Origin of the sequence: Parablastomonas sp. CN1-191 (assembly GCF_049354825.1) — a bacterium.
Taxonomy (GTDB): Bacteria; Pseudomonadota; Alphaproteobacteria; order Sphingomonadales; family Sphingomonadaceae; genus Novosphingobium.
Window position 1 is genome coordinate 675812 of record NZ_CP186480.1, and the last position, 20656, is coordinate 696467.

Annotated in this window: 18 protein-coding genes; 8 read left to right on the forward strand and 10 right to left on the reverse strand. The window is 68.0% G+C overall.

The window, feature by feature from the left end; translation table 11 throughout:
• Nucleotides 1–22 precede the first annotated feature (22 nt).
• The 5 genes from ACOYW6_RS03385 to ACOYW6_RS03405 all read right to left on the reverse strand — a co-directional run bounded on the left by ACOYW6_RS03385 (nt 23) and on the right by ACOYW6_RS03405 (nt 4267).
• On the reverse strand, nt 23–970 hold the full coding sequence (locus tag ACOYW6_RS03385; RefSeq protein WP_423142412.1) for a tetratricopeptide repeat protein: 948 nt from the start codon (nt 968–970) through the stop codon (nt 23–25).
• A gap of 66 nt (nt 971–1036) precedes the next feature.
• Entirely contained in the window at nt 1037–1606 is a 570-nt protein-coding gene (pth, locus tag ACOYW6_RS03390) for an aminoacyl-tRNA hydrolase (protein ID WP_423142413.1), read from the reverse strand.
• Between the two features lie 92 nt (nt 1607–1698).
• Nucleotides 1699–2346 carry a 50S ribosomal protein L25/general stress protein Ctc gene (locus ACOYW6_RS03395; protein ID WP_423142414.1) on the reverse strand — a complete coding sequence of 216 codons (648 nt, stop codon included), beginning with the start codon at nt 2344–2346 and terminating at the stop codon, nt 1699–1701.
• A gap of 116 nt (nt 2347–2462) precedes the next feature.
• Nucleotides 2463–3332: a TraB/GumN family protein gene (locus tag ACOYW6_RS03400; protein WP_423142415.1), complete on the reverse strand. Its 870-nt coding sequence runs from the start codon at nt 3330–3332 to the stop codon at nt 2463–2465.
• Nucleotides 3329–4267: a TraB/GumN family protein gene (locus tag ACOYW6_RS03405; protein ID WP_423142416.1), complete on the reverse strand. Its 939-nt coding sequence runs from the start codon at nt 4265–4267 to the stop codon at nt 3329–3331. The genes ACOYW6_RS03400 and ACOYW6_RS03405 overlap by 4 nt, the downstream gene beginning before the upstream one ends.
• A gap of 97 nt (nt 4268–4364) precedes the next feature.
• Here ACOYW6_RS03405 and ACOYW6_RS03410 point away from each other — a divergent pair, with 97 nt between their 5' ends.
• The 3 genes from ACOYW6_RS03410 to ppdK all read left to right on the forward strand — a co-directional run bounded on the left by ACOYW6_RS03410 (nt 4365) and on the right by ppdK (nt 10165).
• Nucleotides 4365–5267, forward strand: coding sequence for a glycine--tRNA ligase subunit alpha (locus tag ACOYW6_RS03410; protein ID WP_423142417.1), 903 nt, complete (start codon nt 4365–4367; stop codon nt 5265–5267).
• 47 nt (nt 5268–5314) lie between these two features.
• Nucleotides 5315–7420: a glycine--tRNA ligase subunit beta gene (glyS, locus tag ACOYW6_RS03415; RefSeq protein WP_423143052.1), complete on the forward strand. Its 2106-nt coding sequence runs from the start codon at nt 5315–5317 to the stop codon at nt 7418–7420.
• Between the two features lie 69 nt (nt 7421–7489).
• Complete coding sequence (ppdK, locus tag ACOYW6_RS03420; RefSeq protein ID WP_423142418.1) at nt 7490–10165, forward strand: pyruvate, phosphate dikinase; 2676 nt, start codon at nt 7490–7492, stop codon at nt 10163–10165.
• On the opposite strand, the gene ACOYW6_RS03425 is transcribed toward ppdK, so the two are convergent.
• A complete protein-coding gene (locus tag ACOYW6_RS03425) occupies nt 10146–10883 on the reverse strand; it encodes a methyltransferase (protein WP_423142419.1) in 738 nt (245 codons plus the stop codon). The two genes, ppdK and ACOYW6_RS03425, sit on opposite strands and share 20 nt — an antisense overlap.
• A 72-nt stretch (nt 10884–10955) precedes the next feature.
• Between ACOYW6_RS03425 and ACOYW6_RS03430 the strand changes: the two genes are divergently transcribed.
• From ACOYW6_RS03430 to ACOYW6_RS03445, 4 genes are all read left to right on the forward strand, one after another.
• Entirely contained in the window at nt 10956–11699 is a 744-nt protein-coding gene (locus tag ACOYW6_RS03430; protein ID WP_423142420.1) for a double zinc ribbon domain-containing protein, read from the forward strand.
• A gap of 284 nt (nt 11700–11983) precedes the next feature.
• On the forward strand, nt 11984–12355 hold the full coding sequence (gene hisI / locus ACOYW6_RS03435; RefSeq protein ID WP_423142421.1) for a phosphoribosyl-AMP cyclohydrolase: 372 nt from the start codon (nt 11984–11986) through the stop codon (nt 12353–12355).
• A 33-nt stretch (nt 12356–12388) separates the two neighbouring features.
• Nucleotides 12389–12832, forward strand: a complete 444-nt coding sequence (locus ACOYW6_RS03440) for a MerR family transcriptional regulator (protein WP_423142422.1) — start codon at nt 12389–12391, stop codon at nt 12830–12832.
• Nucleotides 12833–12842: 10 nt separating this feature from the next.
• Nucleotides 12843–14648: an acyl-CoA dehydrogenase C-terminal domain-containing protein gene (locus tag ACOYW6_RS03445; protein WP_423142423.1), complete on the forward strand. Its 1806-nt coding sequence runs from the start codon at nt 12843–12845 to the stop codon at nt 14646–14648.
• On the opposite strand, the gene rsmA is transcribed toward ACOYW6_RS03445, so the two are convergent.
• From rsmA to ACOYW6_RS03460, 3 genes are read right to left on the reverse strand one after another with little or no spacing between them, the layout of a single operon-like run.
• A complete protein-coding gene (gene rsmA, locus ACOYW6_RS03450; RefSeq protein ID WP_423142424.1) occupies nt 14645–15454 on the reverse strand; it encodes a 16S rRNA (adenine(1518)-N(6)/adenine(1519)-N(6))-dimethyltransferase RsmA in 810 nt (269 codons plus the stop codon). The two genes, ACOYW6_RS03445 and rsmA, sit on opposite strands and share 4 nt — an antisense overlap.
• Nucleotides 15451–16440 (reverse strand): 4-hydroxythreonine-4-phosphate dehydrogenase PdxA, encoded by a 990-nt coding sequence (gene pdxA, locus ACOYW6_RS03455; protein ID WP_423142425.1) that lies wholly within the window; start codon nt 16438–16440, stop codon nt 15451–15453. The genes rsmA and pdxA overlap by 4 nt, the downstream gene beginning before the upstream one ends.
• Nucleotides 16441–16447: 7 nt before the next feature.
• The gene (locus ACOYW6_RS03460; RefSeq protein WP_423143053.1) at nt 16448–17797 is read right to left on the reverse strand and encodes a foldase protein PrsA; all 1350 of its coding nucleotides are present in this window, start codon (nt 17795–17797) and stop codon (nt 16448–16450) included.
• Nucleotides 17798–18057: 260 nt separating this feature from the next.
• On the opposite strand from ACOYW6_RS03460, the gene recG reads away from it, so the two are divergent.
• Complete coding sequence (gene recG, locus ACOYW6_RS03465) at nt 18058–20115, forward strand: ATP-dependent DNA helicase RecG (RefSeq protein ID WP_423142426.1); 2058 nt, start codon at nt 18058–18060, stop codon at nt 20113–20115.
• Here recG and ACOYW6_RS03470 read toward each other — a convergent pair.
• Nucleotides 20112–20627 (reverse strand): hemerythrin domain-containing protein, encoded by a 516-nt coding sequence (locus tag ACOYW6_RS03470; protein WP_423142427.1) that lies wholly within the window; start codon nt 20625–20627, stop codon nt 20112–20114. The genes recG and ACOYW6_RS03470 overlap by 4 nt on opposite strands.
• Between the last annotated feature and the right edge of the window lie 29 nt (nt 20628–20656).

The window sequence follows — 20656 nt, forward strand, 5'->3', positions numbered from 1 at the left end:
TTCGTTCAGCGCGGTGCCCGCCTCAGGGTTTGAGTCCTTTTTCCGCGTACTTGGTCGCCACGGCGGGATCGAGCTGGATGGCCCTGGCGAGATCGGCATTGGCATCGGTGCTGCGGCCCAGCCGCATTCGCGCGATGGCGCGACCGAAATAGGGACTGGCGTAAGTGTCGGCGGCCTTGATCGCGTACGTGTAAGCGCTCTCGGCACCTTGCCAGTCGCGCGTCCGCAAACCGACCATGCCCAGGCTGTCGTACGTGTTGGCGGCTGGGTCGATGTCCAGCGACGCGTTGCAATCCTTCCGCGCCGCAGCAAGGTCGGCGTTCTGCCAGGCGGCCTTGATCCAGCAGCGCGAATTGAGCAACTCGGCCTGCTTCAGTTCGATGCTGTCCGCCTGGTCTTCGCTGATCTTGTCGGGATCGATTCTGTCGATCGTCGCCAGCGCCGCGTCGAGGTCGGCGACGGCGCCGGTGTAGTTCCTGGCCGCCTCGCGGCGCTCAGCGCGCAGCGACAGCGCGAAATAGGCGGTGGGCACCAGCGCCAGCGCCCGGTCGAGGTCAACGTCGGGCGATCCGGTGCCGTCGATCATGCGGCTGAAGGCGCGCGCGGTGTACGCATCGGCGCGGCGATACTTGTCGGCGCCGGCGGAGGCCAGGATGGCCGCGATATCCGCGTCCGCGGTCGCCATCAGGGCCTTGCGCTTCGCCGACCCCTTGGGATTGGCGATCGCCGCATCGTAAGTGAGCCCGGCCCGGTAGCTGAGCACTTCCGCGACCGCGCCGGGGGTGATCCCCTTGGTCGCCAGCAGCGCGGTGCAGGCGGCGATCCCCTCGTCGTAACCGCTGCTGCGCGAGGCGGCGCACTTCTTGGCCTGGGCCTGGTCGTACTGCGGCTGGGCCGCTCCCGTGGACGCGGTCTGGGCGTAGGCCGGTGCGGCGGCAAGCAGCGCGGCGAGTGCAAGCGTGGTTTTCATGGTCGTTCCCCCCGGACGATAGAGCGGCAGTAAACCGCAAGTCGCGGCATCGGTAAAGCCCCCGGCTCAGTCCTGCTGGCGCAGCGCCACGTCGTTCATGAAGCGGGCGTCATCGCCGCGCGCCAGCCACTCTGCTTCGGCGGCGATCGCGCCCAGCATGCCCGCCAGGTCGTCCATCTCGCTCCTGGCATAATTGCCCAGAACATGGCCGGTCACGCGGTCCTTGTGCCCGGGATGGCCGATGCCGATGCGCACGCGGCGGAATTCGGGACCGAGATGGCTGTCGATGCTGCGCAGCCCGTTGTGCCCCGCCAGCCCGCCGCCGACGCGGACCTTGACCTTCATCGCCGCCAGGTCGAGCTCGTCGTGGAAGACGGTCAGTGCCTCGATCCCCAGCTTGTAGAACCGCAGCGCCTCGGCCACCGAACGGCCGCTTTCGTTCATGAACGTCGCGGGCTTGAGCAGCAGCACCTTGGCGCCGCCGAGGCGCCCTTCCTGGACCCAGCCGGAAAACTTCTTCTGCGGCGGTCCGAAACCGTGCACTTCGGCCACCGTGTCGAGCGCCATGAAACCGACGTTGTGGCGATTGAGCGCGTATTGGGTGCCCGGATTGCCGAGGCCGGCCCAGATCTGCATCGACGTCTCCAGAACTTCACCGGTTCCTGACAGCAAAAGGCCGCCCCGGGCAATCCCCGGGGCGGCCTTCGCATTGGGTCGCGGGCCGCGCCTTATTCGGCGCTGCCACCCTCGGCATCGCCTTCGGCCGAAGCGGCTGCGTCGGTCTCGGTGTCGCCGGTCTCGCTCTTGAGCGCCGACGGGGCGACGATCGTGGCGATGGTGAAGTCGCGGTCGGTAATGCCGCTTTCGGCACCCTTGGGCAGCTTCACGTCGCTGATGTGGATCGAATCGCCAACATCCTTGCCGGTGACGTCGATCTCGATCTCGCTCGGGATCGAATCCGGCGCGCAGACGAGGTCAAGCTCGTGGCGCACGACGTTGAGCACGCCGCCGCGCTTCAGGCCCGGGCTGGCTTCTTCGTTGACGAAGACCACCGGCACGTTGACGTGGACCTGCGCGCCCTTGGCGATGCGCAGGAAGTCCACGTGCAGCGGGCGGCTGGTGACGGGGTGGAAGGCCACGTCCTTGGGCAGCGTCCGGTGAGTCTTGCCCCCGACGGTCACTTCCACGAGGCTGTTGAAGAAGTGTCCGGTGCCCAGCTGGCGGACCAGTTCCTTCTCCTCGACGTGGATTGCGAGGGGTTCTTCCTTGCCGCCGTAGACGACGGCGGGGACGCGGCCTTCGCGACGTAGCGTGCGGGAGGCTCCCTTGCCGGCCCGCTCGCGCGTCTCGGCCGGCAGTGTAAGCGAATCGCTCATGTTCGTGCCTTTCGAATTGCGTGAAAAGTTGTCGTACCTTCCGCGGCACGCCTCCAGGGATGACCACGCTCGCGGAAGCGCGCGCCCCTATAGGCCAAGGGCCGCGAAAGCAAGCGTTACTGCACCCGCCGCACCGTGAACCCGGCCGCCGCCAGCCGCGCCGGCAGCCCACCGGGCCCGGCCATGTGCGCGCCGCCCACGGCGACGAAGGGATGGCGCCCGGCGCGCATCAGCGCCGCGATCGCGCCGCTCCATGCCGCGTTGCGGCGCGTCAGCAGGGCATCGCGCAGCGCCGGGTTGGCCATCAGTCCGGTGGTCGTTTCGCGCGCGATCGCGTCCATGTCGCCGCGCGCCCACGCCTCGGCCAGGCGCGCATCGTCGTCGCCGCCCTCCAGCGTCGCGGCCAGCAGCGCGCGCTGCGCGTCCTCGGGCAGGCTGTCGAAAATCGCCAGTTGCCGTTCGGCGCCTTCCAGCTCGGTAACGGTCTTCGTTCCCGCCGCGGCCAGCACCGCGCGGTCGATCCCGGCGTCGACGGCATCGTTCGGCGTGGCCGCGCGGGCAAGCATCAGCGCGGCTCCCCAGGTCTCCACGCGCGAGAAATCAGTCCCGGTCGCGCCGGCACGGGTCAGCGTATCGGCCAGCGCCGGGCGCAGCGCAGGGGGCACACGCTGGTCGAGCGGTGGGTGGCCGGGGCTGGTCGCCAGCGCTGTGAACACCGGCGCGATCCGTTCGGGGTGAGCAACGTCGGCCACCTCGACCACGACCCGGTCCGAGGCCGCCAGCGCCGCGCCGAAGGCCGGGGTGCGCCACGCACGCGGCTTGTCGAGCGCGTGGATCGTGCCGAACAGCCAGCCTTTCTGCCCGTCCGGCCCGCTTACTTCCCACAGCGCCGGGCGTGCCGGTGCGGGCGGGGGCGACGCAGGCTTGCAGGCGGCCAGCGCCAGCAGCGCGGCCAGGGCGGCGGCAACGGCGAAACGGCGCGTCATTGCACGCGGGTGACGGCAATTCCGCGCCTGGGCAAGGCTTCGATCAGGCTGTCGGTCCCGGCCAGGTGCCCCGCGCCCACGGCCACGAAGACCTCGCCCGGCTTGTCCAGCCGCGCCGCCACCCAGTCTGCCCAGGCACGGTTGCGGTCCGCGACCAGCGCCTTGGCAAAGACGCCCTCCAGCTCGCTGTCCGCCAACGCCGCGGCCAGGGCGGGGACGTCGCCGCGGCCCCAGTCGTCGACCATCTCGCCCAGCGCCTTGACAGTGTCGCCGCCGTCCACGGCTTCGCGCAGCAGGTCCTTCTGCTTTGCCAGCGGCAGGCGGTCGAACATGTCGAGCTGCTGCGCCATCGTCTCCAGCCCGGCGCGCGGCTTGCCCTGCGCCTTGGCGCGCGCGGCCAGCGCGTCCTCGACGCCCTGCTGCCCGGTAATGCCGGATCGTGACAGCGGCACCGATCCCAGCACGATCGCCGCGTACCACGGCTTCAGCCGGTCGAGAGCGGCGGGCGGCAGCTTGAGCCGCGCCAGCGCCGCCTCGACCCTGGCGGCATCCGCCGGCCCGATCGCACCGCGCAGCGTCTGTCCCTGCGGCAGCGTGCCTTTTTCCAGCACCAGCGCCTGCACCGCGGCGGGATCGACGTCCGGCAGTTCGGTGACAAGCTCCGCGGAATGGTCGAACGCGGCCGCCACCGGGCCGTTCAGCCAGTCCAGCCCCTTGGGCAGCGCGTGAATGGTACCGAACAGCCAGATAGTGGTGTCGGCGTCCGACACCTTCCACAGCGCCGGGCGAAGGGTGCGCGCCTCGATACGCTCCAGCGGCACCGTGACGTTGGGCCGGGGCGTGGGAAAGGTCTGCTGGGCCTGCGCGGCAGGGGCCAGCGGGGCCAGCAGCAGCGCGAACGCGCGCAGGGCGCGGCGAAGGAGGGGGAATCGCATGGTATCTACATAGGATGCCTTGTGTGCGATTGCCTGAACGAAACGCGCCGACCGGACGTGTTGATTTGCACCGCGCCATCGGCCAAAGGCCCGGATGATGGCCGAAACCGCCCGCGCAACCTCTTTCCAGGACATGATCCTGACCCTGCACGCCTTCTGGGCGAAACAGGGCTGCGTCATCCTTCAACCCTACGACATGCGCATGGGCGCGGGCACGTTCCACACCGCCACCACGCTGCGCGCGCTGGGGCCGGAGCCGTGGAACGCCGCGTTCGTCCAGCCCTGCCGCCGCCCGACCGACGGGCGGTATGGCGAAAATCCGAACCGCCTGCAGCACTATTACCAGTACCAGGTGATCCTGAAGCCATCGCCGGCCAACCTGCAGGACCTCTACCTGCAATCGCTGGCACAGATCGGCGTCGATCCGCTCCTTCACGACATCCGCTTCGTCGAGGATGACTGGGAAAGCCCCACGCTGGGCGCCTGGGGGCTAGGCTGGGAAGTCTGGTGCGACGGGATGGAGGTGACCCAGTTCACCTATTTCCAGCAGATGGGCGGCTTTGACTGCAAGCCGGTCGCCGGCGAACTGACGTACGGGCTTGAGCGGCTGGCCATGTACATCCAGGGCGTCGACAGCGTCTACGACCTGAAATTCAACGATACTGGCGTTACTTACGGCGATATCTTCCTGGAAAATGAGAAGCAGATGTCGAAGTGGAACTTCGAGGTCGCCGATACCGACGGGCTGTTTGCCGGCTTCAAGGCCGCCGAGGCTGAATGCCGCAATGCGCTGGCCGCCGGCGTGCCCATCGCCGCTTATGAACAGGCGATCGAGGCCAGCCACTTGTTCAACCTGCTGCAGGCGCGCGGCGTGATCTCGGTGCAGGAGCGTGCCAGCTACATGGGCCGCGTGCGCGACCTCGCGCGGTCGAGTTGCGAAGCGCACATGGCCAAGGAGAGCGAGCGCTGGAGCCGCGATTTCCCGGGGTGGACGCCGTGACGGCCGATTTCCTTCTCGAACTGCGTTGCGAGGAGATCCCTGCGCGGATGCAGGCCGGCGCGCGAGCCGATCTCGAACGCCTGCTGCGCGACAACCTCAAGGCCGCGGGTGTCGGCCACGGCGCGGTGACCGTGTGGTCGACCCCGCGCCGCCTCGCCGCGATCGTGCACGGCCTCCCGCTGGCGACCGACGCCGTGCGCGAGGAATTGAAGGGCCCGCGCACCTCGGCACCGCCGCAGGCGCTCGAAGGCTTTCTGCGCAAGACCGGCTTGTGCCAGGACCAGCTCGAGGCACGCGGCGATACCTGGTTCGCGGTCATCGAGCGGCCGGGCCGCGCCACCCGCGACGTGCTGGCCTGGGCGGTCGCGGCGATCGTCCGCCAGTTTCCGTGGCCCAAGTCGATGCGCTGGGGCGCCGCCTCGATCGACACCGCCTCGCTGCGCTGGGTACGCCCGCTGTCGGGCATCGTCGCGCTGCTGGGCGATGACGTGGTCGAATTCGAGGTGGGCGGCGTGCAGTCGGGCGCGGTCACGCTGGGGCACCGGTTCCACCATCCCGGCATGATCACGATCGGCAGCGCCGCCGATTACCAGGACAAGCTGCGCGCCTGCCACGTCATCGTCGACCATGCCGAGCGCGAAGGCACCGTGCGCGAAATGGCCCGCGCCGCTGCACTGGCTGCGGGGCTGACCCTGGTGGAAGACGAAGGGCTGGTGGTGGAGAACGCCGGGCTGACCGAATGGCCGGTCCCGCATCTCGGCCGCTTCGACGCCGATTTCCTCAGCGTCCCGCCCGAGGTCATCCAGCTCACGGCGCGGGTAAACCAGAAGTATTTCGTCTGCCAGGATGGCGATGGAAAGCTCGCCCCAAAACTGGCCAACGCCTTCGTCTGCACCGCCAACATCGCCGCCAGCGACGGCGGCGCCGCGATCGTCGACGGCAACCGCAAGGTCCTCGCCGCGCGGCTTTCCGACGCGCGCTTCTTCTGGGACCAGGACCGCAAGACTCCGCTGGCCGAGCACGCGAAAAAGCTTGAACGGATCACCTTCCACGAAAAGCTCGGCACCGTCGCCGACAAGGTCGAGCGCGTCGCCAGACTGGCGCGCTGGCTGGTGGAAGAGGGGATCGTCAAGGGTGCCGATCCCGATCAGGCCGAACAAGCCGCCCGCCTCGCCAAGGCCGACCTCGTCACCGAAATGGTCGGCGAATTTCCCGAACTGCAAGGCCTGATGGGCGGCTATTACGCCCGCGCCGAGGGCCTGCCCGATGCCGTCGCCGACGCCATCCGCGATCACTACAAGCCGGTCGGGCAGGGCGATGACGTGCCGACGGCGCCGGTGACGGTGGCGGTGAGCCTGGCGGACAAGCTGGACAACTTGTTCAGCTTTTTCAGTGTCGATCTTTTGCCGACCGGATCGAAAGATCCATTTGCGCTCAGGCGTGCAGCTTTGGGTTACCTCCAACTTGCACAAGCCAACGCCGTGAAAGTCGAATTCTCAACGATGGCCGCCGCTTGGTCCGGTAAGCCCTTCGATGGCGGCCTAGGACTGAAGGTGGCGGACTTTCTTTTCGATCGCCTTGGAGTGCAGCTCAAGGACCAAGGCGTGAGGCACGATTATATCCAGGCCTCGCGCGCCTGGAGCCAAGGCAGTGATACGGACGGCCGCGTGGATCGCGTTGAGGCGAGAGCTCGCGCATTGGGCCAGTTCTTGAGCACCGAGGACGGCAAGAACCTGCTCGCCGGGTACAAGCGCGCCGCCAACATCCTCAAGAAGGAAGACTGGCAGGACGCAGCCCCGCACGACGGCGAGGAAGATCCTTTCGCGATGGTCGACGATCCCGACGTCGCGGCGGCCATGCGCGCGCGGATGGCGATCAAGAAAACGCTGTCCTACACACCCGAGCCTGCGGAAAAGGCGCTGATAGACGCGCTCGACGCAGCCGGGCCGAAGGCCCAGGCGGCGGTCGAGGCGGAGGATTTCGCCGGCGCAATGGCGGCGCTCGCGTCGTTGCGCGCGCCGATCGATGCCTTTTTTACCGAGGTGACCGTCAACGATGCCGACCCGGCAAAGCGCGAAGCCCGTCTCGCCCTGCTCGGGCGGTTCCGCAAGGCAGTCCACGCGGTGGCCGATTTCAGCAGGATCGAGGGCTAGCCGCTTACGCCCCAGGACGGTGTCAATTGTGTCAAGCAACTGTGACTTTCAACGAAAGCCGGCACCACGATGAGCAAGCAGGTCTACCATTTCGGCGGTTCGGCAACCTCTGACGAGCCCCGCGCGAAGGACAAGACCATCGTCGGCGGCAAGGGGGCCAACCTGGCCGAGATGGCCGGGATCGGCCTGCCGGTGCCGCCCGGCTTCACCATCACGACCGAGGAGTGCGTGCGCTACCTTGCCGAAGGCGGCGAATTCGCGGCCGAGCTTCAGGCCGACGTCGCGGCCGCGCTGGCGCACATCGAGCAGGCGGTGGGCAAGCGCTTCGGCGATGCCGCCGATCCGCTGCTGGTCTCGGTTCGCTCCGGCGCGCGCGTTTCCATGCCCGGAATGATGGACACCGTCCTCAACCTCGGCCTCAACGACGCGACCGTCGAAGGCCTGGCCAGCGTCAGCGGCGACGCGCGCTTTGCCTGGGATTCCTACCGGCGTTTCATCCAGATGTACGCCGACGTCGTCCTTGGCCTGGATCATCACAAGTTCGAGGACGCACTCGAAATCGTCAAGGAAGACAACGGCTTTTACGCCGATGTTGACCTTGATGCCGAGCATTGGCGCCAGCTGGTCGGCGAATACAAGACGATCGTTGCCGAGGAACTCGGCCGCCCGTTCCCACAGGATGTCCACGAGCAGCTGTGGGGCGCGATCCGGGCCGTCTTCGACAGCTGGGATTCCGACCGCGCCAAGGTCTATCGCCGGCTCAACGACATTCCGGGCGACTGGGGCACCGCGGTCAACGTCCAGGCGATGGTGTTCGGCAACATGGGCGATACCAGTGCCACCGGCGTTGCCTTCACCCGCGATCCCGCCACCGGTGAGCGCGCCTATTACGGCGAATGGCTGGTCAATGCCCAGGGCGAGGACGTGGTCGCCGGCATCCGCACGCCGCAGTACCTGACGAGGACCGCGCGCGAGGCGGCCGGGGCAAAGCCGCTCAGCATGGAAGAGGCGATGCCCGAGGCTTACGCCGAGCTGGCGCGCGTCTTCGACCTTCTTGAGCGGCATTACCGCGACATGCAGGACATCGAGTTCACCGTGGAACGCGGCAAGCTGTGGATGCTTCAGACCCGCAGCGGCAAGCGCACCGCCAGGGCGGCGCTGCGCATGGCCGTCGAGATGGTCGAGGAAGGCCTGATCGACCGCAAGGCTGCCATTCTGCGCGTCGATCCAATGGCGCTCGACCAGTTGCTGCACCCCACGCTCGATCCGGAGGCGCCGCGCGAGGTGCTGGGCAGCGGCTTGCCGGCGAGTCCCGGGGCGGCTTCGGGCGCGATCGTGCTCGACGCCGATACTGCCGAGCGCCGCGCCGCCCTGGGTGAGGCGGTCGTCCTTGTCCGCGTCGAGACCAGCCCGGAGGACATTCACGGCATGCACGCCGCGCGCGGCATCCTTACCGCGCGAGGAGGCATGACCAGCCACGCCGCGGTGGTTGCGCGCGGCATGGGGCGGCCCTGCGTGTCCGGCGCCAGCAGTATCTCGATCGACATGCAGGCGCGCACCCTGCGCATCGGCGCGCGCCAGCTGGCCGAGGGCGACGTGATCACTCTCGATGGCGCGACCGGCCAGATCATGGCCGGCGAAGTGCCGACTATCGAGCCCGAGCTGGTCGGTGATTTCGGCACGCTGATCGCATGGGCCGATGCCGAACGCCGCATGAAGGTGCGTGCCAACGCCGAGACGCCCGCCGATTGCCACACCGCGCGCCAGTTCGGCGCCGAAGGGGTCGGGCTTTGCCGCACCGAACACATGTTTTTCGACGCGGGCCGCATTTCCGCGGTGCGCCAGATGATCCTGGCGGAGGACATCGCCGGCCGGGCCAAGGCCCTGGCCAAGCTGCTGCCCGAGCAGCGCGCCGATTTCCGCGCCATCTTCGAAGTGATGTCCGGCCTGCCGGTGACGATCCGCCTGCTCGACCCGCCCCTCCACGAGTTTCTGCCGCACGGCGATGCAGAGTTTGCCGAACTGTCCGAGACGATCGGCATCGGCGCCGAAACATTGAAGCGACGCGCCGACGAACTGCACGAATTCAACCCGATGTTGGGGCATCGCGGCTGCCGCCTCGGCATCACCTTCCCCGAAATCTACGCGATGCAGGCGCGCGCGATTTTCGAGGCGGCATGCGACGTGGCCGAATCGTCCGGCGCGGCCCCGGTGCCCGAGGTGATGATCCCGCTGGTCGCCACCCGAAAGGAGCTGTCGATCCTCAAGGCGCTGATCGACAAGACCGCGGCAGAGGTGTTCGCGGACAAGGGCCGCACGCTTGAATACCTGGTCGGAACGATGATCGAACTGCCGCGCGCTGCGCTGATGGCCGGCGAGATAGCCGAGGACGCAGCGTTCTTTTCGTTTGGAACCAACGATTTGACGCAAACAACTCTCGGCGTGTCGAGGGATGATGCGGCCCGCTTCCTCGGCCCGTATGTCGAGCAGGGGATCTATCCGCGTGACCCGTTCGTCAGCCTCGACATCGAGGGCGTCGGGCAGCTCGTCCAAATGGGCGCGGACCGGGGGCGGGCCACACGTGCCGCGATCAAGCTCGGTATTTGCGGCGAGCACGGCGGCGATCCGGCGAGCATCGCGTTCTGCGAGAAAGTCGGGCTCGACTACGTCAGCGCCAGTCCGTTCCGGGTACCGATCGCCCGCCTGGCGGCGGCGCAGGCCGCGCTCAGCGCTTCCAGCCGCTGAGCGTCAGGATCTCGAAAGTCTCGGTGACGCGGCCATCGTCGTCGGCGAGGTCGCGGAAGGCTGCACGCGCACGTTCCCATCCGGCCTTGCCGATCGGCGGGGCCGGGCTGGCCAGTCGGCTCGTCAGGCCCTGGTCGCGCAGATCGGCGATCAGGCGTTCGGGGCTCGCGTAGCTGACCGACAGGGTCCGGGTGTCGATCACCGGGTCGGTCCAGCCGGCGCGCTGCAGCAACGGCCCACCGCCGCGCACGTCGACGAGTGGATGCATCCGCGCCGCCGGACGATCGGCATCGGCCGCCAGCATCATCGCTCGCAGTACCGGCAGGCTGCCGGCGCCGACCAGCGCGGCGATCGCCAAGCCGCCGGGCGCCAGTGCGCTGTGCAGGTGGATCAGTGCGCCGGGCAAGTCGTTGGCGGAATCGAGGCGGAACAAGCTGACGGCAAGGTCGAACCCGGCCTCGGGATAGGGCGATTCGTCGTCCCACTCGCTCCCGTCGGTCAGGGCAATGCCGGGCAAGGCACGGGCGACCGCGCCGGTGTGGTCGCCGCTGACCAGCGCGTGCCGCGGCTGATGGCGCAGGAAGGCAACGCGTTCGGCGACATCTTCGGCAACGTCCTCGGCCAGGAACCCGGCCGCATCGCGGCCGCGCCGCGCTGCGCGGGTGCGCAGGCGTTCGCGGCGCGACGGCGAGAAGATTTCGGGGACGCGGGCAACCATCGGACGCCCCCTGCCGCCTGGGGTGCCGCCAGGCAAGCTTGCTGGCACCGCCGTGGCGGTTAGAAAGGCGGGATGGGTCTTCCCGCCGGCCTCGCGCCGCTGATCGATTTCGTGTTTCCGCCACGCTGCCCGTTATGCGGCGCGGACCTGGCGGAGCACGGCAGCTTGTGCGCCGCTTGCTGGGCGACGCTGGCGATTCCCGGCACGCCTTGCTGCAAGACCTGCCAGCGCCCGTTCCCCGATTCGCAGGAAGAAGGCCTGATCTGCGCGCCCTGTCTTGCCGATCCCCCGCGTCACGCCGGAATTGCCGCCGGCACGCTTTACAATGCGCCTTCGAGACAGCTGGTGCTGTCCTTCAAGCACGGGCGCAAGCTGGCTTTAGCGGCGCTGATGGCGCGACTGATCGCCGCGCGGATCCCGTCGACCGGGGCGGAGCCAGGTCCGGACTGGACGCTCGTGCCGGTACCGCTGCACCGCTGGCGACTGTGGAAGCGGGGTTATAACCAGGCGGCGCTGCTGGCGCAGGAACTGGCGCGAACGACAGGGGCCGCGCTGGTGGTAGATGGGCTCAAACGCACAAGGCCGACGCCGAGCCTTGGCGGGCTGGGCAAGACGGCCCGATCGCGCGCCTTGCGCGGGGCGATCGCGCTCGATCCGCGGCGCCGCGATCGCATCGCCGGGCGGCGTGTGCTGCTGGTCGACGACGTGCTGACGAGCGGCGCGACCAGCGATGCTTGCGTCGCGGCCCTGTTGCGTGGCGGCGCGTCGGCCGTCACGGTCGCATGCTTCGCCCGGGTCCTCGACGAGGCGTTATAACGGAAACGCCCGGAACCGAAGTTCCGGGCGTTCGCGTGACGAAACTCAAAAGGTGCTGCCGGAGCAGTTAGACGGTCCCCCTTTGACCGCCTCACCCGATCCCTCATGCGGGGCGCCGGTTAGGCGCAGCCCGGTCCCTGAACCGTGGCTAGCTTGCGGCGGGTCTTTCGCCTGCCGCATCCGCGCTGCCGATATCCGCAATTCGGGACGGCGAGGGAAGCGGCATCCCCCTAGCGCGCAGTTTTTGGTCGACATATGTGGTTATCGTGCAACAAAGGTTGGCCATGAGCGACAATTCGGACACGGACGGCACGGGCGCATTTGCCCCGCGCTACGACCAGGCGGGGCTCATGACGGCGGTCGTCATCGACGCCGGCACGCGCGACGTGCTGATGGTGGCGTTCATGGACCAGGAGGCGCTCGAGGCGACCCGCCGGACCGGGCTGGCCCACTTCCATTCGCGGTCCCGTGGACGTCTATGGCAAAAGGGAGAAACCTCCGGCAACATCCTGCGCGTCAAGGAAATCCGTGTCGATTGCGACCAGGATGCGCTGGTTCTGGTTTGCCAAGCGGCGGGCCCGGCGTGCCACACCGGCGCACGAAGCTGCTTTTTTCGCAGCCTCGACGGCGACGAGCTGATACCCATCGCCGATTGACGTTTACGTAAAGGGAAGTTACAAGCTGCGGCCATGACGACCGCGCCTGTCATCGCCCATTCCGGTGCCCACATCGATCGGCCAGACGCGCTCGAGCGCGAAAGCTTCACGATTTCCGATCTGACCGCCGAATTCGACGTGACCGCGCGCGCGCTGCGCTTTTACGAGGATGAAGGCCTGATATCGCCGGCTCGCCAGGGTTTGATGCGGATATATTCAAAGCGCGATCGCGCGCGCCTGGCCTGGATCATGCGTGCCAAAAGCTCGGGCTTCAGCTTGGCCGAGATCAAGGAGATGATCGATCTCTACGACCTTGGTGACGGCCGTGCCGAGCAGCGCCGGGTCACGATCGCGCGGTGCCGCGAACAGGTTGCGCGGCTGGAACGCCAGCGCGCCGACATTGACGCCGCCCTGACCGAACTCACCGCCTTCATTGCCCACGTCGAAGCCGTCGACCGGGCCGCAAAACAGAACTGAGGACGATATCATGCCCAGCTACGTGGCCCCGACGCGCGATGCGCGTTTCATCGTCAATGAACTGCTCAAGCTCGACGGTTACGGGAATCTGCCCGGCTTTGCCGACGTCAGTCCCGATTTCGTCACGACGGTGATCGATGAGGCCGGCAAGTTCAGCGCCCAGGTGCTGGCCCCGATCAACCAGGTCGGCGACAGCGAGGGATGCACCCGCAATGCCGATGCCTCGGTCACGACGCCGAAAGGCTTCAAGGCCGCCTTCGACGCGCTGCGCGAGGCCGGCTGGTCGTCGCTTTCGCACCCCGCGGAATTCGGCGGGCAGGGCCTGCCGCACGTCCTGGCTTTCGTGGTCGAGGAGTTCATGTCGACCGCCAACCACGCCTTTGCGATGTATGCCGGCCTTACCAACGGCGCGATCAGCGCGCTTATCGCCAAGGGTTCGCCCGAGCAGCAGGCCAAGTACCTGCCCAAGATGATCTCGCTCGAGTGGACGGGAACGATGAACCTGACCGAGCCGCAGTGCGGCACCGACTTGGGACTGATCCGCACGCGCGCCGAACCCCAGGCCGACGGGTCCTATGCCATCAGCGGAACAAAGATCTTCATTTCGGCGGGCGAGCACGACCTGGCCGACAACATCATCCACCTTGTTCTCGCCAAGTTGCCGGGCGCGCCCGAAAGCAGCAAGGGCATCTCGCTATTCGTGGTGCCCAAGTTCCTTGTGAACGAAGACGGTTCGCTGGGGGAGCGCAACGCGGTCTCGTGCGGGTCGATCGAGCACAAGATGGGCATTCACGGCAACGCCACCTGCCTACTCAATTACGACGGCGCCAAGGGCTGGCTCGTCGGCGAGGAAAACAGGGGCCTGGCTGCCATGTTCATCATGATGAACGCGGCGCGACTCGGCGTCGGCATGCAGGGCCTCGCCCAGGCCGAGGTGTCGTACCAGAACGCGGTGATTTACGCGCAGGACCGCCGCCAGGGCCGCGCCCTGACCGGCCCCGCCGAGCCGCAGGAAAAGGCCGACACGCTGTTCGTCCACCCGGACGTGCGGCGCATGTTGATGGATGCCAAGGCCTTCACCGAGGCGATGCGGGCGCTGTGCCTGTGGGGAGCGCTGCAAGTCGATCTCAGCCACAAGGCGGCCAGGGAAGAGGAACGCGCCGCCGCCGACGAGATGATCGGCCTGCTGACCCCGGTCATCAAGGGCTACGGCACCGACAAGGGCTTCGATATCGCGGTGAACATGCAGCAGGTCTTCGGCGGCCACGGCTATATCGAGGAATGGGGCATGAGCCAGTTCGTGCGCGACGCCCGCATTGCCCAGATCTACGAAGGCACCAACGGCATCCAGGCGATGGACCTGGTCGGCCGCAAGCTGGCGCTGAACGGTGGCAAGGCGATCCAGCGCTTTTTCGCCATGGTCGACGAGGAATGCGCCGCCGCCAAGGGTGACGAGCGCCTGGCCGGCGTGGCCGAGAAGGTCGAAAAGGCCAACGGCGAACTGAAGGCCGCGACGATGTGGTTGATGCAGAACGCCATGAAGGACCCGAACAACGCTGCCGCCGGCGCGCACCATTACATGCACATCATGGGGATCGTTGCGCTGGGGCTGATGTGGGTGCGCATGGGGACTGCCGCCGCGGCCGCGCTCAACGCCGGCAGCGACGACACGGCGTTCTACGAGGCCAAGCTGGTGACCGCACGCTATTATGCCGAGCGTTATGCCCCCGATGCAGGTGCGCTGCGCCGCAAGATCGAGGGCGGCGCCGCCGCCATGATGGAGCTGCCGGTCGAGGCGTTCGCCACTGCGGCCTAGGACAGCGCGCGCGCGATCGAGACGAACTCGTCCACGCTCAGCGTCTCGGCGCGGCGCTGCGCGTCGATGCCGAGCGTTTCGAGCGCGGCCAGCGCGCCCGGTAATCCCTTGAGTGATTGGCGCAGCATCTTGCGGCGCTGACCGAAAGCGGCCTCGGTCACGCGTTCGAGCATGCGCGCGCCGACGCCGTCCGGCATCGCTTGGGCGACGATGTGGACCACGGCGCTCATGACCTTGGGCGGAGGCGTGAAGGCGCTGCGGTGCACTTTCATCGCCAGCTTCGCGTGCGCGCGCCATTGCGCCAGCACGGCAAGCCGACCGTAAGCGTCGCTGCCGGCCTCGGCGACGATGCGCTGGGCAACTTCCTGCTGGAACATCAGCGTCAGCGAACGCCACTGCGGTGGCCAGTGTTGCCCGCCCAGCCAGCGCACCAGCAGCGCGGTGCCGACGTTGTAAGGCAGGTTGGCCACCACGTGATACGGGCCGTCGATCCCCGGATCGATCTTGGTCGCATCACCTTCGAGCACGCGCAATTGCCCCGGAAAGGCGTCCTCGAGTTCGGCCAGCGCCGGCAGGCAGCGCCGGTCCATCTCGATCGCAGTCACTCGCGCCCCCGCGCGCAGGAGCGCCCGGGTCAGCCCGCCGGGGCCGGGACCGACCTCGAGCACCCGGGCTCCTTCCAGCGAGCCGGGGATCGCGGCGATGCGATCGAGAAGTTGCTCGTCGAACAGGAAATTCTGTCCCAGCGCCTTGGTCGCCATCAGGCCGTGGCGCGCGATCACCTCGCGCAGGGGCGGCAGCGTCATGACGCGCGCCGCGCCGCGATGGCCGCGGCCATGTGGATCGCCGCAATCGTCGCGCCGGGCTCGGCCAGCCCCTTGCCGGCGATATCGAAGGCGGTGCCGTGATCAGGCGAGGTGCGCACGATGGACAGGCCGAGCGTGCAGTTGACGCCCTGGTCGAAATCCAGCGCCTTGAGCGGGATCAGCGCCTGGTCGTGATACATGCACAGCGCCGCGTCATAGCCTTCGCGGGCGCGCGGCGTGAACAGCGCGTCGGGCGGCACCGGGCCGGTCGCGGCGATGCCGCCGGCCTGAAGCGCGGCAATCGCAGGCGCGATCACCGCGTGCTCCTCGCCGCCCATGCGGCCGCGCTCACCAGCGTGCGGGTTGAGACCGGCCACCGCGATGCGCGGGTTGGCGATACCGAAGTCGCGCCTGAGCGCCGCCTCCAGGATGCGCCCTTTGCGGATGATGGCGTCGGTCGTCAGGCGGCGCGGGACCTCTGCCAGCGCGATATGCACGGTGACCGGCACGACCTTGAGGCGCGGCCCGGCGAGCAGCATGACCGCGTCTTGGCTCGCGGTGCCGCATGCGGCCGCCACGAACTCCGTCTGACCAGGGTGCGTGAACCCGACCTCTGCAAGCAGTGCCTTCGATACCGGTGCGGTGATGAGACCGGCGGCTTCTTGCCGAACGGCCAGCCCGGTCGCCAGCGTCAGCCCGGCCAGCGCGAAGGCCGCACCGTCGCGCTCGGGCATCCCCGGGCGGTAGTCGCACTCCAGCCCGCGCAGCACCGGCAGGGCCTGCGCGAACACGGCGATCGCCTCGGTCAGGTCATCGATCTCGGCGACCGGGCAGTCGATACCGCGCTGCGCCGCTGCCGCCGCGATCAACCGTGCGCCACCCGCCACCGCGAACGGGGGCAGGGTGCGCGCGGCCCAGGCTGCGGCGATCAGTTCGGGGCCGACACCGGCGGGATCGCCCGGGGCGACGACCAGCGGCAGCATCATCGCCGGACTAGGTGCTGTAATCGATCACCGCGTCGCGGCGAAGGTCGCGCAGGTACATCTGGGCGCGCTTGTTGACGCGTTCTTGCTCGATCTGGTTCTGCAGCTCGTCGAAGTTGGGCCCGGCGCTGATCTGCGCGTCGTCGCGGCCGCACAGCATCAGGATGCGGATACCATCCTTGAGCGTGCCGAACGGCGGAGTCGCTTCGCCCGGGGACAGCTTGAGCAGCAGGTTCTGCAGCTGGTCGGGCAGGTCGCGCGCCTTCATCTGGTCATTCGCGACCACTTCGGCGCCAAGCGGCTTGACGATCCCGTCGATGGTCGAGCACCCGCGCGAAGTCTTGACTGCGGTGGCCAACGCCTGGGCGCGCCGCGCGGCATCGGCGTCGCTGGTGCCGGGCGGGAAGGCGATTGATATCTGCTTGAGGCTAAGGATCGCGTCGCGCGGATCGGCGGTCAGCACCTTGCGCCGATCGATGAGGGCCACGATCGAGAATCCGCCCTGGGTCTCGATGGGGCCGACGAGCTGGCCGGGCGCCATCTGCGTGATCGGCGTATTGAGCTCATCCGGCAGCTGCCCGGCGCGAATCCAGCCAAGGTCGCCGCCGACGGCCGCGGTCGAGGCCTGTGAGTACTGGCGCGCATAACCGACGAAGCTGCCACCCTTCTTGAGCTCGTCGACGATCGACTTGGCACGCGCGAACACCGCGGGCTTGTTCTCGGGATTGGCGGCAAGGAAAATCTCGCCGACGCGGTATTCCTCGGTGCCCTTGGCGGCCTGGAGCCGGTCGAGCACTTCCTTCACTTCCTCGTTCGAGACGTTCACGAACGGCTCGACGTTTCGGCCCAGCAGCCGCTGCCACGACAGCTCGCCGCGGATCTGGCGCTTGAGCGAGGCGGGCGAAGACCCGATCTTGACCAGATAGGCGTCCATCGCCTTGGTGTTCTGGCCGAAGTTCTGCTGTGCGACGCGGGCGTACGTGCTCTCGACCTCGGAATTCTCGACCTCGATCTTCTGGGCCTTGGCTTCCTGGATCTGGAGGGTCTCGTCCATCAGGTTGCGCAGCACCTGCAGGCGCAGGCGCTCGAGTTCTTCGGCGCCGATCTGGCCCTGGCTGGCCGCGACGATCAGCGCGACGCGCTGGTCGACATCGGTGCCGGTGATGACTTCGCCGTTGATGATAACCGTCGCCTTGCGCAGGTTAGGGTCCATCTTGCCGTACAGCGTCGCATTCTCGGGCATCGTGATGGCGCCTGGCGCGGCGGCGGCCGGTGCAGGCGCGGGTTGCACACCGGCGCGCGCCTGCGGCGCTGCGGGCGAGGTGGGGGCGGTCTGCGCCAGCACCGGGGCGGCGACCATGGCGGCGCAGGCCGTGCCAAGCGCCAGGCGAGCAAAGCGGCGGAAGGGGGTGGAACCGTAAGAGGCGGTCTGGTTCACGTGTCTCAAAACCTTCGTCTTTTCGGCCGCCGGCGGCGGCACTCGTCTATCCGGCGCGGTGGTCCCGGACGGCTTAACCCAAGCTGAGCACGACCGACCGGCTGGCCGGCAGCACCCTTTTGCTCCTCCGCGCCCCTAGCCCTTTCGCGAAGCGTGGGGAAGCGGCTAAAGGCGCTGCGACCATGCGCCCCGAACGCCTCAATCCCCTGTTCGCCGCCGCCGCCACGCTGAAAGGCGTGGGACCGGGGCTGGCCCGCCCGCTCGAGCGCCTGGGACTGACGCGCGTGCGCGACTTTGCCTATCACCTGCCGGACAGGTTCGTGACCCGGCGGGTGATCGAGACGCTGGACGACGCGAACGTCGGCGAGAACATCGTGGTGGCGCTGACGCCGCGCGAATATCGCGCCAGCGCCGGGCGTGGACCCTTTCGCGTGCTGGCGGCCGACGCTGCCGGCAACATATGCGCGATCAGCTTTTTTGGCGGCGGGGGCGGCTGGGCGAAGAAGCAATTGCCGCTCGGCACGCGCAAGTGGATCGCCGGCCGGCTCGACCAGTTCGGCCAGATGCTGCAGATCGTGCATCCCGACCACGTCGCCGACGAGGGCGAGGCAAGCCTGGGGACCCTTTGCGAACCGGTTTACGGCTTGTCCGAAGGGGTTACCCAAGGCCGCTTGGCCGCGCTGGTCGAACAGGCGCTCGAACACGCGGAAGACCTGCCCGAATGGATCGAGCCCGAATTGCTGATGAAGATGCACTGGCCGTCCTGGCGCGATTCGCTCGTCCTGGCGCACCGCGGCGAACACGGCGCCGCGCGCGACCGTCTCGCCTACGATGAATTGCTCGCCAACAGCCTGGCCCTGCTGCTGGTACGCGATGCCAACCGGGCGCGGCGCGGCCAATCGCTGCAGGGTGACGGGCGGCTGCGCGGCAAGCTGGCGTTGCCGTTCCCGCTCACCGGAGCGCAGCGACGCTCGATCGCCGAGATCGAGGGCGATCTGGCGCAAGCCGCGCCGATGTTGCGGCTGCTGCAGGGCGACGTCGGTTCGGGCAAGACGGTCGTGGCGCTGGAATCCATGCTGATCGCGGTCGAGGCGGGTGCGCAGGCGGCGCTGCTGGCGCCAACCGAAATCCTCGCCCGCCAGCATTTCGAAACCTTGCGCGCGATGCTGGCGCCCACCGGGGCGAGCATCGCGATCCTGACCGGTCGCGACAAGGGAAGAGCGCGCGAATCGATCCTGATGGGGCTGCTCGACGGCAGTATCGACATCGTCGTCGGCACGCATGCGCTGTTCCAGGACGCCGTGGCCTATCGCAACCTGGGGCTGGTGGTGATCGACGAGCAGCACCGCTTCGGCGTCGGACAGCGCCTCTTGCTGAGCCAGAAGGGAAGGCAAACCCCGCACTGCCTGGCGATGACCGCCACTCCCATCCCCCGGACGCTGACCCTGGCGCAATATGGCGAGATGGACGTGAGCCGGCTCGACGAAATGCCACCAGGACGTCAGGCGATCGACACCCGGGTCGTCGCCGCCGAACGGCTGCCCGACGTGGTCGAGGCGCTGGCGCGCCACCTGGCGGCAGGCCGCCAGGCCTACTGGGTCTGCCCGATGGTGCGCGAGAACGAGAACGAGGATCTCGCCGCCGCCGAGGCGCGCCATGCCGCGCTCCATGCGCGCTTTGGCGACACGGCGGTCCTCGTTCATGGGCAAATGCGGCCCGAGGCCAAGGACGCTGCGATGGACCGGTTCGCCCGCGGAGACGCGCAGTTGCTGGTTGCAACAACGGTGATTGAAGTCGGCGTCGACGTGCCGGCGGCGACGCTGATGGTGATCGAGCAGGCCGAACGGTTCGGCCTGGCGCAGTTGCACCAGTTGCGCGGCCGGGTGGGGCGCGGAAGCCAGGCCAGCAGCTGCCTGCTTCTGCGCGGCGACACGTTGAGCGACACGGGCCGCGCCCGCCTGGCCCTCATGCGTGAGACGCAGGACGGCTTTCGCCTGGCCGAGGAGGATCTGAACCTGCGCGGGGGCGGCGAACTGCTAGGCACGCGACAGTCGGGCGATACGCCGTTCCGCGTCGCCGAACTGGAGCAGACCCAGCGCCTGCTGCCGATCGCGCACGATGATGCGCGGCTCCTGCTGGAGCGTGATGGCGGGCTGTCAGGGCCGCGCGGCGAGGCCGCGCGGCTGCTGCTGTATCTGTTCGAACGCGACTGGGGCGTTCAGCTGCTGCGCGGCGGCTAGCTGGTCTTGCCGGCGTCGACGTAAAGCAGCTCGGCGTCGGGCAAATCGCCGGCCTTGAGCTCGGCCTTAAGTTCGGCTTCGCGTGCCAGCATCTGGTCAAGCATCGCGACCAGGTCGAGGCCGGCCTCGCGCGCTTGCCAGAAGACGCCCTTGCCGGGCTCTTCCTCTTCCTTGTGATGATGCTCCATCTGTTCGCCAAGGACCTGGAGCTTTGGCCCGAACGTATCGTCGTCGTTGTCGCCCGAAAGCAGGTCGTTGATCAGGACCTTGCCCGAATCGTGTTCGACCAGGCCCTCGGTCAGCTTGTCGTCGTCCGCTTCGGCCTTGCCGCGCAGCGCCGGATAGAAATACTCTTCTTCCAGCGTCATGTGAATTTTGACGAGGTTGCATACCTGCACGCCGATCTTGCGCACGTCCTGGGGCGAAGCGTCTTCCGCCTTGGCGAACAACGCTTCGGTCTTGTCGTGATCGGCTTTCAGCTTGGCGATCGCGTCGGTGTAGGAATCGGCCACGTCAATTGCTCCTGGATGATATGTCACCC